At 65.3% G+C, this 15,804-nt stretch carries 14 protein-coding genes; all 14 read right to left on the bottom strand.

What is annotated here, in order from left to right; all coding sequences use genetic code 11:
- Positions 1-7: 7 nt before the first annotated feature.
- Positions 8-934, bottom strand: a complete 927-nt coding sequence (locus LDO41_RS00780) for a DNA-methyltransferase (RefSeq protein WP_223980638.1) — start codon at positions 932-934, stop codon at positions 8-10.
- Complete coding sequence (gene trpB / locus LDO41_RS00775) at positions 934-2,127, bottom strand: tryptophan synthase subunit beta (RefSeq protein WP_223980636.1); 1,194 nt, start codon at positions 2,125-2,127, stop codon at positions 934-936. The genes LDO41_RS00780 and trpB overlap by 1 nt, the downstream gene beginning before the upstream one ends.
- Before the next feature lie 94 nt (positions 2,128-2,221).
- Positions 2,222-2,953 carry a phosphoribosylanthranilate isomerase gene (locus LDO41_RS00770; protein ID WP_223980633.1) on the bottom strand — a complete coding sequence of 244 codons (732 nt, stop codon included), beginning with the start codon at positions 2,951-2,953 and terminating at the stop codon, positions 2,222-2,224.
- Positions 2,940-3,761: a tRNA pseudouridine(38-40) synthase TruA gene (truA, locus tag LDO41_RS00765; RefSeq protein WP_223980629.1), complete on the bottom strand. Its 822-nt coding sequence runs from the start codon at positions 3,759-3,761 to the stop codon at positions 2,940-2,942. Before truA ends, LDO41_RS00770 begins: the two co-directional genes overlap by 14 nt.
- A gap of 145 nt (positions 3,762-3,906) precedes the next feature.
- Complete coding sequence (locus LDO41_RS00760) at positions 3,907-6,804, bottom strand: FimV/HubP family polar landmark protein (protein ID WP_223980625.1); 2,898 nt, start codon at positions 6,802-6,804, stop codon at positions 3,907-3,909.
- A gap of 230 nt (positions 6,805-7,034) precedes the next feature.
- The gene (asd, locus tag LDO41_RS00755; protein ID WP_223980622.1) at positions 7,035-8,171 is read right to left on the bottom strand and encodes an aspartate-semialdehyde dehydrogenase; all 1,137 of its coding nucleotides are present in this window, start codon (positions 8,169-8,171) and stop codon (positions 7,035-7,037) included.
- A 319-nt stretch (positions 8,172-8,490) separates the two neighbouring features.
- Positions 8,491-9,558 (bottom strand): 3-isopropylmalate dehydrogenase, encoded by a 1,068-nt coding sequence (gene leuB, locus LDO41_RS00750; RefSeq protein WP_223980619.1) that lies wholly within the window; start codon positions 9,556-9,558, stop codon positions 8,491-8,493.
- A 32-nt stretch (positions 9,559-9,590) separates the two neighbouring features.
- Complete coding sequence (leuD, locus tag LDO41_RS00745; protein ID WP_223980616.1) at positions 9,591-10,241, bottom strand: 3-isopropylmalate dehydratase small subunit; 651 nt, start codon at positions 10,239-10,241, stop codon at positions 9,591-9,593.
- Between the two features lie 31 nt (positions 10,242-10,272).
- Positions 10,273-10,404, bottom strand: coding sequence for an entericidin A/B family lipoprotein (locus LDO41_RS00740; RefSeq protein WP_223980613.1), 132 nt, complete (start codon positions 10,402-10,404; stop codon positions 10,273-10,275).
- Between the two features lie 53 nt (positions 10,405-10,457).
- Positions 10,458-11,867, bottom strand: a complete 1,410-nt coding sequence (gene leuC, locus LDO41_RS00735) for a 3-isopropylmalate dehydratase large subunit (protein ID WP_223980610.1) — start codon at positions 11,865-11,867, stop codon at positions 10,458-10,460.
- Between the two features lie 277 nt (positions 11,868-12,144).
- Positions 12,145-12,846 carry an ABC transporter ATP-binding protein gene (locus LDO41_RS00730; protein WP_223980608.1) on the bottom strand — a complete coding sequence of 234 codons (702 nt, stop codon included), beginning with the start codon at positions 12,844-12,846 and terminating at the stop codon, positions 12,145-12,147.
- Positions 12,846-13,613, bottom strand: coding sequence for a high-affinity branched-chain amino acid ABC transporter ATP-binding protein LivG (gene livG / locus LDO41_RS00725; protein WP_223980606.1), 768 nt, complete (start codon positions 13,611-13,613; stop codon positions 12,846-12,848). The genes LDO41_RS00730 and livG overlap by 1 nt, the downstream gene beginning before the upstream one ends.
- Positions 13,610-14,854 (bottom strand): high-affinity branched-chain amino acid ABC transporter permease LivM, encoded by a 1,245-nt coding sequence (locus LDO41_RS00720; RefSeq protein WP_223980604.1) that lies wholly within the window; start codon positions 14,852-14,854, stop codon positions 13,610-13,612. Before LDO41_RS00720 ends, livG begins: the two co-directional genes overlap by 4 nt.
- Before the next feature lie 4 nt (positions 14,855-14,858).
- Positions 14,859-15,785, bottom strand: coding sequence for a high-affinity branched-chain amino acid ABC transporter permease LivH (livH, locus tag LDO41_RS00715; protein WP_223980602.1), 927 nt, complete (start codon positions 15,783-15,785; stop codon positions 14,859-14,861).
- Positions 15,786-15,804: the final 19 nt, after the last annotated feature.

Raw genomic sequence — 15,804 nt, 5'->3', positions numbered from 1 at the left:
TCGGTCCTCAGATTAGGGTGCCGCTCGCGGACGCAACGTCGTCGTTGGCCGCGTCGGTAGTATTGGATGCCTCGGCCTGTGCGCCCTCTTCCTTCGCATCAACCGCTGCCTCATCGGCAACCGCGTCATCGGCGACAGGCATCAGCGCGGGCTGCGTCGCGGTCACGCGCTGGCGGGCCACCTCGATGTAGGTCTCGTTGATCTCGAACCCGACAAAGCGCCGGCCGTGGCGCAGACATGCGACGGCCGTGGTGCCGCTGCCCGAGAACGGATCGAGCACGAGGCCACCCGGCGGGCAGCTGGCCAGCACCATGCGCTCGACGATCTCGAGCGGCTTCTGCGTGGGATGGTCGGCGCGCTCGGGGTCCTGGCGATGGATCCGCGGCACGCTCCACAGGTCTTTGGGGTTGTAGCCGACCTCGAGCCACTTCTTGCCCTCGAAACGCGGGCGGCTGCGCGCCTTCTTGGTCTCGGCATCGTACGGAATGCGCACGGGGTCGAGATCAAAGTAGTAGTCGCGCTGGCGTGCGAAGAAGCCGATGTTGTCGTGCACCGAGGAATACTTGCGCGTGGTGCCGCCCATGCTCGGCACGCGGCGATCCCAGATGATCTCGTTGATCATCGTCATGCGCTGCTTGAGCATGACGAACAACTCCGGGGAATACTGCCACGTGCAGAACAGGTACAGCGAACCGCGCGGCGCGATCTTCGGAATCAGCGCGTCCATCCAGCGCACGGACCAGTCGAGGTAGGCCTGCCCGGAAAGCAGGTCCGAATCGTTGCCGTAGTCCTTGCCCAGTCCGTAAGGCGGGTCGGCGACGACGAGATCGATCGAACCGTCCGGAATCCGGGCGAGCCCTTCGATCATGTCTTCCTGGTGCAGGCGCAGGTTGGGCGTGTCGAGCACGTCAACAGTCGGGTCGGCAGCTTGCATCAGAACTGGATTCCAGAGCGTTCGGCCACGGTGTGCATGTCCTTGTCGCCACGGCCCGAGAGGTTCACGAGCAGTAGCTTGTCCTTGGGCAGCGTCTGCGCGAGCTTGCACGCGTAAGCGATAGCATGGCTCGACTCCAGCGCCGGGATGATGCCTTCGATACGGCAGCAGTCGTGGAACGCCTTGAGCGCTTCGTCGTCGGTAACGTTCACGTACTGCGCGCGCTGGCTGTCCTTGAGCCATGCATGCTCGGGACCGACGCCCGGATAGTCGAGGCCCGCCGAGACCGAATGCGTCTCGATGATCTGGCCGTTGGCATCCTGCAGCAGGTACGTGCGGTTGCCGTGCAGTACGCCTGGCACGCCGGCCGTGAGCGACGCCGCATGACGGCCGGTCTCGATACCATCGCCAGCCGGCTCCACGCCGATCAGCTGCACGTCCTTGTGCTCGATGTACGGATAGAAGATGCCCATCGCATTGGAGCCGCCGCCCACGCATGCGATCACCGCGTCGGGCTGACGGCCGGTCAGCTCGGGCATCTGCACCTTGGCTTCCTCGCCGATCACGCACTGGAAGTCGCGCACCATCATCGGATACGGATGCGGACCCGCCACCGTGCCGATGATGTAGAACGTGGACTCGACGTTGGTCACCCAGTCGCGCATCGCTTCATTGAGCGCATCCTTGAGCGTGCGCGAGCCGCTTTCGACGGGCACCACGGTGGCGCCCAGCAGCTTCATGCGATACATGTTGGCGGCCTGACGCTTGACGTCTTCCGCGCCCATGTACACCACGCACTCCATGCCGAAGCGCGCCGCGATGGTGGCCGTGGCCACACCATGCTGGCCCGCGCCGGTCTCGGCAATCACGCGCTTCTTGCCCATGCGGCGCGCAAGCAGCGCCTGCCCAATCACGTTGTTGATCTTGTGCGCACCGGTGTGGTTCAGATCCTCGCGCTTGAGGAAGATCTGCGCGCCGCCGAGCATCTCGCTCCAGCGCTCCGCGTGATAGATCGGCGACGGGCGGCCGACGAAGTGCTTGAGCTCGCGGCGATACTCGGCGTCGAACTCGGGATCTTTCTGGTAATGCGCATAGGCCTGACGCAGTTCGTCGAGCGCATGCATCAGCGTCTCGGAAACAAAAACACCGCCATAGGGGCCGAAGTGGCCGCGGGAATCGGGCAGATCGTACATGTCCAGTCTCTTTAGAGAGGGTCCCGGCGCGGCGCGCGGGGACTTGATGACTTGGGCGGAGGTGTGGGGATGTGAGTGCAGGCCATCGGCCTGATCACCCAGCCTCCGCGGAGCGGACCGCGCGCACGAACGCGGCAATACGGGCGGCATCCTTGACGCCCTTGGCAACTTCCACGCCGCTGCTGACATCGACGGCGTAGGGTCGCACGCGTGCGACCGCCTCAGTGACGTTTTGCGCGTTCAACCCACCACTCAAAACGATGCGAGGAGCGTCGTTTGCGGCCGGGCTGACCGGAGACCCGGTCGGTGCAGGCGGGAGCCATTGGGGGGGAATCAGGGTCCAGTCGAAGACGTGGCCGCCGCCGCCGTACCCTTCCACGAAGGCATCGAGCAACAGACCGGCAGCATCGGCGTATTGATGGCCGAATTCTACCAAATCGAGGCCCGGACGGACACGGGCGGCACGCATGAATGGCAGCCGGCAGCGCCGCGCGATGTCCGTGCATTGCTGTGGCGTCTCGTCCCCATGGAACTGCAGTAGCGTCAGCGGCACACGCTCGGTCACATGCGCCACTTCCTCGGCGTCCGCGTTGACGAACAGACCCACCACCGACACGAACGGGGGCACGCGCTCGGCCAGCGCCGCCGCGCGCGCCACCTCGACGTAGCGCGGGCTGCCCGGATAGAAGACCAGGCCGATGGCATCGGCGCCGGCGTCCACCGCGGCGGCAACGTCCTGCTCGCGCGTGAGCCCGCAGATCTTGATGCGCGTGCGGTAGGGCATCGCCACGGGCGTGGGGGCGTTCGAACTGTCAGACGCCGTCATCGGCAAATACTCCATGGAAGAGGCTGGCGGACGTATCTACCGCCGGAAGCTCGTAAGGCTCAGGATACTTTACGCCGACCAGGTACAGGCCATCGGGCATGAAGGTCGGTGCCGCGCGGCTACGATCGCGCGCGGCCAGCAGTTCAGCCATCCAGCTCGCCGGATAGCGCCCGCGCCCCACCGCAACGAGGCTGCCCATCAGGTTGCGCACCATGTGATGCAGGAACGCGCTGGCGCGGAAGCGCACGAACAGCCAGGCGCCGTCCGCCTCGATGGTCACGTCGTACATCGTTTTGACCGGCGATTTCGCCTGGCACTCGGCCGCACGGAAGGACGAGAAATCGTGCTCGCCGGGCAGACAGGCTGCGGCCTCGCGCATGGCGTCGACGTCGAGCCCCCGACCCGGCGGCAGCATCAGGTAGCCGGCGCGGCCATGCACCAGCGGCACGCGATTGGGCCCCGTGTAGAGCGCGTAGTAATACGTGCGCTCGTATGCCAGAAAACGTGCATGAAAGCCATCGTCTACGGGCAGCGCCCATTGCAGCGCAATGGATGGCGGCAGGAACGCGTTGACGCCGCGCACCCACGAGAAGCGGTCGCGCGACAGTTCGGTATCGAAGTGGATCACCTGCCCGAGCGCATGCACGCCGGCATCGGTGCGGCCGGCCACCGTGGTCGGCAGGCGCACGCCGGCAAAACGCTCGATCGCGTCCTCGAGGTGGTCCTGTACGGTATTGCGATGCGGCTGGGACTGCCAGCCCGAAAAAGCGGCTCCGTCGTAGTGGAGACCGATGGCGATGCGGTTCATGAGGTTCGATCAGGGCGCTAAAAACAAATGCGCCGGAAGGAACGCTTCCGGCGCATCGTTCGCGGACCTCAATGATAACGCAGCGCGTAGTGCGCTCGCGACTCAGGCGCTCAAGACTCTGCGCCCAGCCTTCTGTTGCTTACCTTCAGGCCACGTCGCGCAGCAGCGTGCGAGCTTCGGCCTGCAGCGGATCCTGCGACTGGTCCACGACTTCCTGCAGCAGTTCGCGGGCACCTTCCTTGTCGCCGATCTCGATGTAGGCGCGTGCCAGATCGAGCTTGATCTGCATGTCGCGGCCACCATCCATGCCCACCGACGAGAGCGTACTCGGCGCAACGCCGTTGGTATCCTCGCTGCGGTGTTCGGACGTGACGCGCGACAGGTCGATCGGCTCCACGAGCCTGCCGTCCTGCAGCATCGTCGGCGCGGGCAGCGGAATCGTCGCTTCGTCGAGTTGCGGCACGCGCACCGGTGCGGGCGCGTCCTCGCGGACCGTGTCCTTCGCCAGCGCATCGCCACCCGCGTTCAGGTCGAGCGAAAGGCCCGACATGTCGAACTCGAGCGGACGCGAACGCGTCGGGGTATCCAGCGCGGGCGCGTCGAACGAGGCCGTCAGGCGTTGGCCTGCGTCCGATTCGGGCAGATCGAGGCTCTCATCGAGCATATCGATCGACGCCGGCTGCGGCGTATTCAGCTCGGCGCCGAATTGAGCACCCGAAGCACCACCGAACGCCAGTGCGGCCGACTGCGGCGCCACGATGGGCTCCCCTGCCGCCGGTGCCGGAAAGCCGTCCAGCGGCAGCGCGATATCGCTGAGCGTGGCCACCGGGGGCGGCTGCTGCAGGTTCGACGCGGGGTCCTGCGTGCGCCACTGGTCCGCAGCGGGCGTCCGGGTGTCCTGATCGCCAGCCGTGTCCGGCGCTACCGTCAAATACAACGCATTGCTCGGATCGAGCTTGCGGCCCATCTCCACGGCCTGTTGCCAGTCCGCGCCGTGTCCGCCAGTCTGGGCGAACATTTCTTCTGCGATCACTCGGAAACCTTCCACATCCTGACGAGTGCTGTAAATCTCCATGAGCTTCAGGCGAATGGCCTGGCGCTCAGGATTCTGCTGAAGCGCTTCGCGCAGGATTTCCTCTGCCTGCACGTCGCGCCCGTAGGCGATATAAACCTCGGCCTCGGCGATCGGATCCACCTCGGTCGCATCAGCCGAATTGCTGCCGATGCGGAAGTCCGCACCGAACACGCTGTGCTGCGAGGTGTCCACGCTCTGGCCACCGGCCGCACCGAACAGCGAATGGCCACCGGCCATCACCGTGCTTTCCTGCGACAGGATGCTGTCACCGAAGCCATGCCCTTCCGTGGCCTTCTGCTTCTGGCGGCGGCGATAGATGGCGTAGCCACCCAGCAGCGCGATCAGCAGACCGGCGCCCGGCAGCAGCATCGGATTCTCGAGCAGATCGTCGAGGAACGACTTCTCGGGCGGCAGCGGTTGCGGCGGCCGCACGGCTGGCTTGGGTGCGGCGGTCGCAGCAGGGCTCGACGCGGCAGCCTGCGGCGCCGAAGCCGCGGCGGCCGTCACGGTCGCCACCGTCGCCCCGGGAGCGGCCGCATCGGAAGCGGCGGCTGCCACTGCCGGTGCGACTGCCGGAGCCGCTGGCGCGGCAACACCGGTCGCGGCGCCCGTCGCGGCCACATCGGCCTTCGGCGGTTCCGTCGGCACCACGGTCGGTGCCGGCGCGGGCGTGGCCGCGGCGGTCGCCGTAGCAGCCGCAGTTGCCTTGGCGGCATCCTTGGCCGCGTCGTTCGCCTGCGCGAGCTTCGAAATCTCCGCGTTCTTCAGCTCCATCAGGCGCTGCATGTCGCTGACATTCTTCTCGAGCTGCGCGAGCTTCGATTCGGCGTCCTTGAGCTTGCGGTCGCTGGCGATCTTGGCCTCGGCCTGGGCATTCGCCTTGGCCTGCGCGCCCTGATCGCCCTTGCTGAGCTTGAGCTCGTCGCGCGGGCCAGCGGCGGGCGCGGCCTGCTCCTGCACACGCGCGGTCACCGCGCCGGACTGCTCGCGACCCGTGCCACCTTCCACGGACTTGGCGGCAGCGGCGGCGGCCAGACGCGCACGATAGCTGTCGAAGCCTTGCGTGCGTGCGATCACTTCGCGGCGCGCCTCGCGCGGGCTCACGGACTGCGCCTGTTCAGGCGACGGCACCTTGAGCACCGCACCCGACTTGATGCGATTGATATTGCCGCCGATGAACGCGTTCGGATTATTGCGGTACAGCGCCAGCAGCATCTGCTCCAGCGAGACCGACTCGGCCCCCTGCGTTGCGTCACCGGCGATGGTGTACAGCGTGTCGCCACGCTGGACCGTGTAGCTGCCCGGCGCGGCATTGTCGGCCGGCGCCGCCTGCGGCGCGGGTTGCTGTGCACGACGCTGGGGTTGCGGCCGAGCCGGCTGGCGCGCAGGCGCGGACTCCGCACCGGCGATCGGTGCGGCCGACGGCGTCGGCGTAGCCAGCGGAGCGGGAGCATTCTCGGCCGGCGAGGCGTCCGGCGTCGCCGCCTGCACGACCGTAGTCGGCGCGAACGACTGCGGCGCGGGCTTGCTGCCGGCCGGATCGAGCAGGAATGTGTAGGCGCGCGTCACCTTGCCGCTGGCCCACGTCATGTCGACGAGGATGTCGACAAACGGCTCGCTGATCGGTTGATTCGAGCGCACGAAGGCCACATAGCTGCCATTCGGACGACGCTCGACATTGACGCGCACGCTGCCGACGGACGGCAGGTACGTAAGGCCGGCCCGCGCGTACGCGGCCGGCGATGCCAGCTTGATGACGAGGCTCTCGGCCTCTTCAGGCGCAACGCCACTGATATCGATTTCAGCCTGGAGCGGTTGCCCCAGACTCGACTGGACCCGTAGTTGTCCAAACCCTGCGGCATACGCGGCCGGCTGCGCGAGCAGCAGACCGAGAGCCGTCACGGCCAGCGTTGACCAGCGCTGACGGACAGTAGGCGCATCTTTCCGGCGATGTAGGTTCACACTCACCCCGTGCTCCGTTTGTTTTCTAATGAACAGAATTAACCCGACCCCAAAAAGCCTGGCGCGGTAAGCGACGTAGACCCCCGCTGCCAAGCGAATGCCGGCTGTATTGTGACGCAAGCCTGCGAAAAAAACGCACCGGAACGTAACAACGCCGCGCACGGGCGCGGCGTTGCTCGGAAAGCGGCCGATTCTGTTGCCTGGCCGCAACGAAAGCGGCCCAGGCAGTCAGAAGGTCAGGCTTCGATCAGAATGCGCAGCATACGACGCAGCGGTTCGGCCGCGCCCCACAGCAGTTGATCGCCCACCGTGAAGGCAGACAAGTACTCGCCGCCCATCTGCATCTTGCGCAGGCGACCCACCGGAATCGTCAGCGTGCCAGTGACAGCGGCCGGCGTCAGGTCGGTCATGCTGGCCTCACGCGTATTCGGCACCACCTTCGCCCACTGATTGTTGGCGGCCAACATGCCTTCGATCTCGTCGAGCGGCACATCCTTACGCAGCTTGATAGTGAGCGCTTGCGAATGGCAACGCATTGCGCCGATTCGCACGCACAGACCATCGACGGCGATCGGCGTGGCGCCGGTCGCGCCCAGGAAGCCTTCGCCGCGACCCAGGATCTTGTTGGTCTCGGCGCCGCCCTTCCACTCCTCGCGCGACACGCCGTTGCCCAGGTCCTTGTCGATCCAGGGAATCAGGTTGCCGGCCAGCGGCACGCCAAACTGCTTGGTCTCTTCGCCGGACAGGCCGTGCTGGGTCGCCAGAATCTGGCGGTCGATCTCGAGAATCGCCGAGGCCGGATTGTCGAGCAGCGGCTTGACCGCGGCGTTCAGCGTGCCGAACTGGGTCAGCAGCTCGCGCATGTGCTGGGCACCGCCGCCGGACGCGGCCTGATACGTCATCGAGGTCATCCACTCGATCAGGTCGTGCTGGAACAGACCGCCAAGGCCCATCATCATGCAGCTGACCGTGCAGTTGCCGCCGATGAAGTTCTTGACGCCCTTCTTCAGCGCATCCTTGATCACGCCGAGGTTCACCGGATCGAGCACGATAATCGCGTCGTCCTTCATGCGCAGCGACGAGGCCGCGTCAATCCAGTAGCCGTTCCAACCGGCCGCGCGCAGACGCGGGAACACATCGTTGGTGTAGTCGCCACCCTGGGCGGTCAGCACCACGTCGCACTTCTTCAGCGCTTCGATGTCGTTCGCGTCCTTGAGCGTGGTTTCATTTTTGGCCATGGCCGGGGCCTTGCCACCAGCGTTGGACGTGCTGAAGAAAATGGGCTCGATATGGTCGAAATCGCGCTCTTCCTGCATGCGTTGCATCAGGACGCTACCGACCATTCCTCGCCAACCGACGAGACCTACAATCATGACTAACCTCGGATGTGATTTGAACTTCCCCGCCATTTTCCTCGCCCGGCGTGGCTGCGCGGGGAAGACGGGCAGGCACGACGAACGATCTAGGGGATCGCTTTGGTAATGCTTTTAATCGTCGTTGCGGTAATCGCCGGGCCATGCGACTCCACGCCAGTCGATCCGCGGGTGGCGGAGACAGCGATAGAGAGTGCAGTCGGGGTGGACTGGAAGATGGCCATGCGGGCGAGTCTACACGATATTTTGCGGCGATGCCGCAGGGAAATACTGCGGGGGCGGGCCATTTGACCCACTCCCGCTACAACCCGCGGCGAACTTACAGCGCCGCCAGAACGGCTTCGCCCATCTCGCGCGTACCCACCTGCTTGCAGCCCGGCGTCAGGATATCGGCCGTGCGGAAGCCTTGTGCCAGCACCTTCTTGACCGCGTTTTCGATGCGGTCCGCCTGCTCGGCCTTGTTCAGCGAGTAGCGCAGCATCATGGCCGCCGACAGGATAGTCGCCAGCGGATTGGCGATGCCCTTGCCCGCGATATCCGGCGCGGAGCCGTGCGACGGTTCGTACAAGCCTTTGTTGTTCGCGTCGAGCGACGCCGACGGCAGCATGCCGATCGAGCCGGTCAGCATCGCCGCCTCGTCCGACAGGATGTCGCCGAACATGTTGCCGGTGACGATCACGTCGAAGCTCTTCGGCGCCTTCACCAGTTGCATGGCCGCGTTGTCCACGTACATGTGCGACAGCTCGACGTCCGGATATTCCTTGCTGACATCGATCACGATGTCCTTCCAGAACTGGAACGTCTCCAGCACGTTGGCCTTGTCCACGCTGCACAGCTTCTTGCCGCGCTTGGCCGCGGCCTGGAACGCCACGTGGGCGATGCGGCGGATCTCGGGCTCGCTGTAGCGCATCGTGTCGAACGCCTCGCGCGCACCCTTGAACAGACCGTCCGGCGCCTCGCGCAGACCGCGCGGCTGACCGAAGTAGATGTCGCCATTGAGTTCGCGCACGATCAGGATATCCAGACCGGCGACGAGCTCGGGCTTCAGGCTCGAGGCGCCGGTCAGTTCCGGATAGCAGATCGCCGGGCGGAAGTTCGCGAACAGCTGCAGGTGCTTGCGCAGGCCGAGAATGGCCTGCTCGGGACGCAGCGCGCGCTCGAGCTTGTCGTACTTCCAGTCGCCCACCGCGCCGAACAGGATGGCGTCCGCCTCCTGCGCGAGCTTGAGCGTGTTGTCCGGCAGCGGATGGCCTTCGGCCTCGTAGCCGGCACCGCCCACAGGCGCGGTTTCCAGTTCGAACTTTTCGTCGAGCGCGCCAAGTACCTTGACCGCTTCCGCGACGATTTCGGGGCCGATGCCGTCGCCCGGCAGGACTGCAATCTTCATCTTTCTGATTCCTGTACGTATGCGTTGAGAGGTCAGCCGACCACGCGATTGCCCAGCCACGGCATGCGGGTCAGACGCTCGGCTTCATAGGTCTTGATCTTGTCCGACTGGCGCAGCGTCAGGCCGATATCGTCGAAGCCGTTCAGCATGCAGTACTTGCGGAACGGCGTGATGTCGAACGGGTAGCTCGTGCCATCCGGCGTCATGACCAGTTGCTTGTCGAGATCGATCGTCAGCTTGTAGCCGTTGAACGCGTTGGTCTCGTTGAACAGGTGGTCCACCTGCAGCGCGGTCAGCACCACCGGCAGCAGCCCGTTCTTGTAGCAGTTGTTGAAGAAGATATCGGCAAAGCTCGGCGCGATGATCGCGCGGAAGCCGTATTGCGCCAGCGCCCACGGCGCGTGCTCGCGCGAGCTGCCGCAGCCGAAGTTGTCGCGTGCCAGCAGGACCGACGCGCCCTGGTAGCGCGGCTGGTTCAGCACGAAGTCCGGATTCAGCGGACGGTTGGTGCTGTCCTGGCCGGGCTGGCCGACATCAAGATAGCGCCATTCGTCGAACAGGTTCGGACCAAAGCCCGTGCGCTTGATCGACTTGAGAAACTGCTTCGGGATGATCGCGTCCGTATCGACGTTCTCGCGATCGAGCGGCGCAACCAGGCCGCTGTGAACCGTAAATTTATCCATGATGCGGAATGCCTCGCTTGATGGCTACGCGTTACTTGTTGGCGGCGCGCTCGAGCGCGTGACCAGCAGCCTGGGTGTCCTTGCCGAAACCGGCGACCGTATTGCAGCCTGCCAGCTGCAGGATGCCGACGAATGCCAGCAGCGCGATCAGGATCTTTTTCATCTTCAAGCCTTTCGAAATAACCGTAGACAGTGATGGGATGGGAGCGCCCGGGGTCAGCCGAGCTTACGGATATCGACGAAATGGCCCTCGATCGCCGCGGCAGCGGCCATCGCGGGACTCACCAGATGGGTGCGGCCACCGGCGCCCTGCCGGCCCTCGAAATTGCGGTTCGAGGTGGAGGCGCAGCGCTCGCCCGGTTCCAGACGGTCGGCGTTCATCGCCAGGCACATCGAGCAACCCGGCTCGCGCCATTCGAAACCAGCGGCCTTGAACACCTTGTCCAGCCCTTCGCGCTCGGCCTGCGCCTTGACCAGGCCCGAGCCCGGCACGACCATGGCCAGCTTGACGTTGTTCGCCACGCGGCGGCCGAGCTTCTGCACCACCCACGCGGCGGCGCGCATATCTTCGATGCGGCTGTTGGTGCACGAACCGATAAAGACCTTGTCGATCTTGATCGCGTCCATCGGCACGTTCGGCTCGAGGTTCATGTACTCGAGCGCGCGTTCCATCGCGCCGCGCTTGACCGGATCCTTTTCCTTCTCGGGATCGGGCACGCGGTCCTCGATGCTGACCACCATCTCGGGCGACGTGCCCCATGTGACCTGCGGACGAATGTCCTCGGCACGCAGTTGCACCACCTTGTCGAAATGCGCGCCCGCGTCGGTATGCAGCGTGCTCCAGTAGCGCACCGCCTGATCCCATTCGACGCCCTGCGGCGCGAACGGGCGATTCTTCACGTATTCGAGCGTGACGTCGTCCACCGCGACCAGGCCCGCGCGCGCGCCGGCTTCGATCGCCATGTTGCACACGGTCATGCGGCCTTCCATCGTCAGGTCGCGAATCGCCGAGCCCGCGAATTCCATGGTGTAGCCGGTGCCGCCCGCGGTACCGATCTTGCCGATGATTGCCAGCACGATGTCCTTGGCCGTGCAGCCGCGCGGCAGTTTGCCTTCCACGCTGACCAGCATATTCTTGGCCTTCTTGCCCAGCAGCGTCTGCGTGGCCAGCACGTGCTCCACTTCGGAGGTGCCGATGCCGTGCGCCAGTGCGCCGAACGCACCGTGCGTGCTGGTGTGCGAGTCGCCGCAGACCACGGTCATGCCGGGCAGCGTGGCGCCCTGCTCGGGGCCGATCACGTGCACGATGCCCTGACGGTGGTCGTTCATCTTGAACTGCGTGATGCCGAACGCGTCGCAGTTGGCGTCGAGCGTATCCACCTGCAGGCGCGACACGGGGTCGGCGATGCCTTCGGTGCGATCGGTGGTCGGCACGTTGTGGTCCGACACGGCCAGGTTGGCGCTGATGCGCCAGACCGGACGCGACGCGATCTTCAGTCCCTCGAACGCCTGCGGGCTCGTCACTTCATGCAGCAGGTGTCGGTCGATGTAGAGCAGCGTGGTGCCGTCTTCCTCGACGTGGACGGTGTGGTCATCCCAGAGTTTGTCGTAGAGCGTCTTGGCCATGATGCGGGGGGCGAACCGCCACCGTCCGGGCAAGGGACGGCACCGATCCGCAATGTGGTTTGCAGGGGATTGTTTTTTACGGCGATGTCACCGCGATTGTGCAGCCATTTAGGTGGCAACGGCGATTGCTTGACATCGCAATGGATTATGCCACGTACCGTGAAAAGGCAGCGGCCAGCCGGGGCCCATTGGGCACTCCGGCTGTAATGTGATTGGCGAAAGGGGGATTTCGCGGTTGGCGAAAAGATGGCGCCTGGCCACCCACTCAGCCACCCACTCAGCCACCTAGATAGGCGGCGCGGATGCGGTCGTTGGCCAGCAGATTGGCACCGGTGTCGGCCAGGACCACGCGGCCGGTCTCCAGCACGTAGCCGCGATCGGCCACCTGCAGCGCCTTGTTGGCGTTCTGTTCGACCAGAAAGACTGTGACGCCCTCCGCGCGGATCGTGCGAATGATGTCAAAAATCTGCGCAATGACAAGCGGCGCCAGCCCGAGCGTCGGCTCGTCGAGCAAAAGCAGGCGCGGCCGGCTCATCAGCGCGCGGCCGATCGCCAGCATCTGCTGCTCGCCACCCGACATCGTGCCCGCCCGCTGCCCCGCGCGCTGCTCCAGACGCGGAAACAGCTTGAACACGTGGGCGATGCCCGCCTCGATCTCATGACGATTGGCAAAGAAGCCGCCCATCTTGAGGTTGTCGAGCACGGTCAGGCTCGGAAACACCCGGCGGCCTTCGGGCGAGATCGCCATGCCCAGCCGCATGATGCGATGCGTGTCCAGGCCCGTGATGTCCTGCCCTTCGAACAGCACACGGCCGCTCGACGCGCGCGGCGAGCCGCACACGGTCATCATCAGCGTGGTCTTGCCGGCGCCGTTGCTGCCGATCAGCGTGACGATCTCGCCCTTGTTGACTTCGATCGACACCCCCGACAGCGCCTCCACGGCGCCGTAGTGGGTATGGACTTGTTCCAGCTTCAGCATCAGTCCTCTCCCAGGTAGGCCTTGATCACGCGCGGGTCGTTGCGCACCGCTTCCGGCTTGCCGATCACGATCGGCCGGCCGTGTTCCATTACGAGGATGCGGTCGGACACCCCCATCACGAGGCTCATGTCATGCTCGATCAGCAGCACCGAGATATTGAACTCGTGGCGCAGCGCGTCGATCAGCTGCTGCAGCTCCACCTTCTCCTGCGGATTGAGACCGGCCGCGGGTTCGTCGAGCATTAGCAGGCGTGGCTGCGTGATCATGCAGCGCGCGATCTCGAGCCGGCGCTGATGGCCATATGACAGCGTGCCCGCCTCGCGGTTGGCCACCGCCGTCAGGTTCATGCGTTCGAGCCAGACCGCGGCACGCTCGAGCGCCTCGCGTTCGGCGCGACGATATGCGGGCGTGGCAAACAGGCCGCGCAGAATGCCGGATTTCACCTGCAGGTGTTGCGCCACCAGCAGGTTCTCCACCACCGTCAGCGACTTGAACAACCGGATGTTCTGGAACGTGCGCACCAGTCCGCGCCGCGCCACCTGATGGCTCGACAGGCCCGCGATCGGCGCGCCCTCGAGCGACACGTCGCCGGCCGTGGGCTTGTAGAAGCCGCCGACGCAGTTGAACACCGTGGTCTTGCCCGCGCCATTGGGGCCGATGATCGCGAAGACCTCGTCGCGACGCACATCGAAGTCGATGCCATCCACGGCCAGCAGACCGCCGAAGCGCATCTGCAGACCCGATACTTTCAGCAGTTCGGCGCTCATCGCGGCAACTCCACGTGCGGACGGCTCGCGGGCAGCAGGCCCTGCGGACGCCACATCATCATCAATACCATCACCAGACCGAAGATCAGCATGCGGTATTCGGCAAACCCGCGCGCCATCTCGGGCAGCGCCGTCAGCAGGAGCGCGGCGAGGATCACGCCGAGCTGCGAGCCCATGCCACCGAGCACCACTACGGCCAGGATCAGCGCCGATTCGATAAACGTGAACGACTCCGGATTGACCAGCCCCTGCCGCGCCGCGAAGAACGCGCCCGCCAGGCCGGCAAACGAAGCGCCGAGCGTAAATGCAGACAGCTTGATGCGCGTCGGATTGAGGCCGAGCGAGCGGCACGCGATCTCGTCGTCGCGCAACGCTTCCCATGCGCGGCCCATCGGCATGCGCACGAGGCGGCTGGTCACGAACAGCGTAAAGCCCACCAGCAGCAGTGCCAGCAGGTACAGGAAGATCACCATGTGCTGGCCGCTGTAGTCGAGGCCGATCAGCTCATGAAACGTCCTGGTGCCCTCCACGCTTGCACTGCGCGCCATCTCGATGCCGAACACGCTCGGCTTCGGAATGCCCGACACGCCGTCCGGACCGCCGGTCAGGCTGGTCAGGTTGTTCAGCAGCAGGCGGATGATCTCGCCAAAGCCGAGCGTGACGATGGCCAGGTAGTCGCCACGCAGGCGCAGCACCGGGAATCCGAGCGCGAAGCCGAACGTCGCCGACAGCGCGGCCGCGAGCGGCAGGCACTCCCAGAACGTCAGGCCAAAGTACTGGTTCAGCAGCGCGTAGGTGTACCCGCCCACCGCGTAGAAGCCCACGTAGCCAAGATCGAGCAGGCCCGCATAGCCGACCACGATATTGAGCCCGAGGCCGAGGATCACGTAGATCAGCGCCAGCGTTGCCACATCGACCGCGCCGCGCGAGCCGAAGAACGGAAACACGAGGCCGACCGCGAGCAGCACCCAGATCACCACGCGTTGCTCGCGCGTGCCGAGCTGCATACGCGACGAGAGTGACGAGAGCGCGGGCACCTTGATCGCGCGCCCGGCCCGGGCAAAAAACGGACGGAACAGCTGGAACAGGAAGACCGCGCCTACCGCGAGCCACACCGGCTGCCAGTGCGGCTCGAGCACGACCTTGTAGCCCTCGAGCTTCAACTGCAGGCCGAGGATCGGAATCGTGAGGATGGCCGTCATCACTGCAGCGGTGACGGCATTCTTGAGGGAATGAGTCATCGGATTACACCTTCTCGATATCAGGCTTGCCGAGCAGGCCGGTGGGACGGAACAGCAGCACGAGGATCAGCAGGCCGAACGCGACCACATCCTTGTACTCGGCGGGCATATACCCCGTGGCGAAGGTTTCGGCGAGACCCAGCAGCACGCCACCGAGCATCGCGCCCGGAATGCTGCCGATGCCGCCGAGCACGGCCGCGGTGAACGCCTTGATGCCGGCGATAAAGCCGATATACGGGTTGAGCTTGCCGATGGTCAGGCCGATCAGCACGCCACCCACCGCGGCAAGCATCGCGCCCAGCACGAACGTGAACGAGATCACGCGATTGGTATCGATGCCGAGCAGGTTGGCCATGCGCATATCTTCCGCGCACGCGCGGCAGGCACGGCCCATGCGCGAGCGGCCGATAAACAGCGTCAGCGCGATCATCAGCACCAGCGTCACGCCAACGATCAGCAGGCGCGAATACGGCACCGTGACGACGAAGTCGCCGCCCATCTGAAATTCGATGGCGCCCGAGATCAGCTGCGGCACCGACACGTCGCGCGCGCCCTGCCCGATCTGCACATAGTTCTGCAGGAAGATCGACATGCCGATGGCCGAGATCAGCGGCACCAGCCGTGGTCCGCCGCGTAAGGGGCGGTACGCCACGCGCTCGACCGCAAAGCCGTACAGGCCGGTGACCGCCACCGAGACGATCAGTGCCGCGCCGAGCACGAGAGGCAGCGGGTAGCCCGCCTGCGCGCCAATCGCGGTCAGCGTGACCAGGCCCACATAGGCCCCGATCATGTAGATCTCGCCGTGGGCGAAATTGATCATGCCGATGATGCCGTAGACCATCGTGTAGCCGATGGCGATCAACGCATAGATCGCACCCAGCGTCAGGCCGTTGACCAGCTGCTGGGTGAACTGTGGGAGGAATTCATTCATGGTGCGCGTGTGTCGTGCA

The sequence above is a fragment of the Cupriavidus pampae genome (assembly GCF_914271485.1).
Classification (GTDB): domain Bacteria; phylum Pseudomonadota; class Gammaproteobacteria; order Burkholderiales; family Burkholderiaceae; genus Cupriavidus; species Cupriavidus pampae.
The sequence above is the reverse complement of the archived record's forward strand: the minus strand, read 5'-3'. Positions and strand labels throughout refer to the sequence as shown.

Coding starts and splice junctions, on each gene's coding strand:
- livH (WP_223980602.1), bottom strand. CDS start 15,785: ATGAATGAATTCCTCCCACAGTTCACCCAGCAGCTGGTCAACGGCCTG.
- livG (WP_223980606.1), bottom strand. CDS start 13,613: ATGAGCGCCGAACTGCTGAAAGTATCGGGTCTGCAGATGCGCTTCGGC.
- trpB (WP_223980636.1), bottom strand. CDS start 2,127: ATGTACGATCTGCCCGATTCCCGCGGCCACTTCGGCCCCTATGGCGGT.
- asd (WP_223980622.1), bottom strand. CDS start 8,171: ATGATTGTAGGTCTCGTCGGTTGGCGAGGAATGGTCGGTAGCGTCCTG.
- leuC (WP_223980610.1), bottom strand. CDS start 11,867: ATGGCCAAGACGCTCTACGACAAACTCTGGGATGACCACACCGTCCAC.
- truA (WP_223980629.1), bottom strand. CDS start 3,761: ATGAACCGCATCGCCATCGGTCTCCACTACGACGGAGCCGCTTTTTCG.
- LDO41_RS00740 (WP_223980613.1), bottom strand. CDS start 10,404: ATGAAAAAGATCCTGATCGCGCTGCTGGCATTCGTCGGCATCCTGCAG.
- LDO41_RS00730 (WP_223980608.1), bottom strand. CDS start 12,846: ATGCTGAAGCTGGAACAAGTCCATACCCACTACGGCGCCGTGGAGGCG.
- LDO41_RS00720 (WP_223980604.1), bottom strand. CDS start 14,854: ATGACTCATTCCCTCAAGAATGCCGTCACCGCTGCAGTGATGACGGCC.
- LDO41_RS00780 (WP_223980638.1), bottom strand. CDS start 934: ATGCAAGCTGCCGACCCGACTGTTGACGTGCTCGACACGCCCAACCTG.
- leuD (WP_223980616.1), bottom strand. CDS start 10,241: ATGGATAAATTTACGGTTCACAGCGGCCTGGTTGCGCCGCTCGATCGC.
- leuB (WP_223980619.1), bottom strand. CDS start 9,558: ATGAAGATTGCAGTCCTGCCGGGCGACGGCATCGGCCCCGAAATCGTC.
- LDO41_RS00770 (WP_223980633.1), bottom strand. CDS start 2,953: ATGACGGCGTCTGACAGTTCGAACGCCCCCACGCCCGTGGCGATGCCC.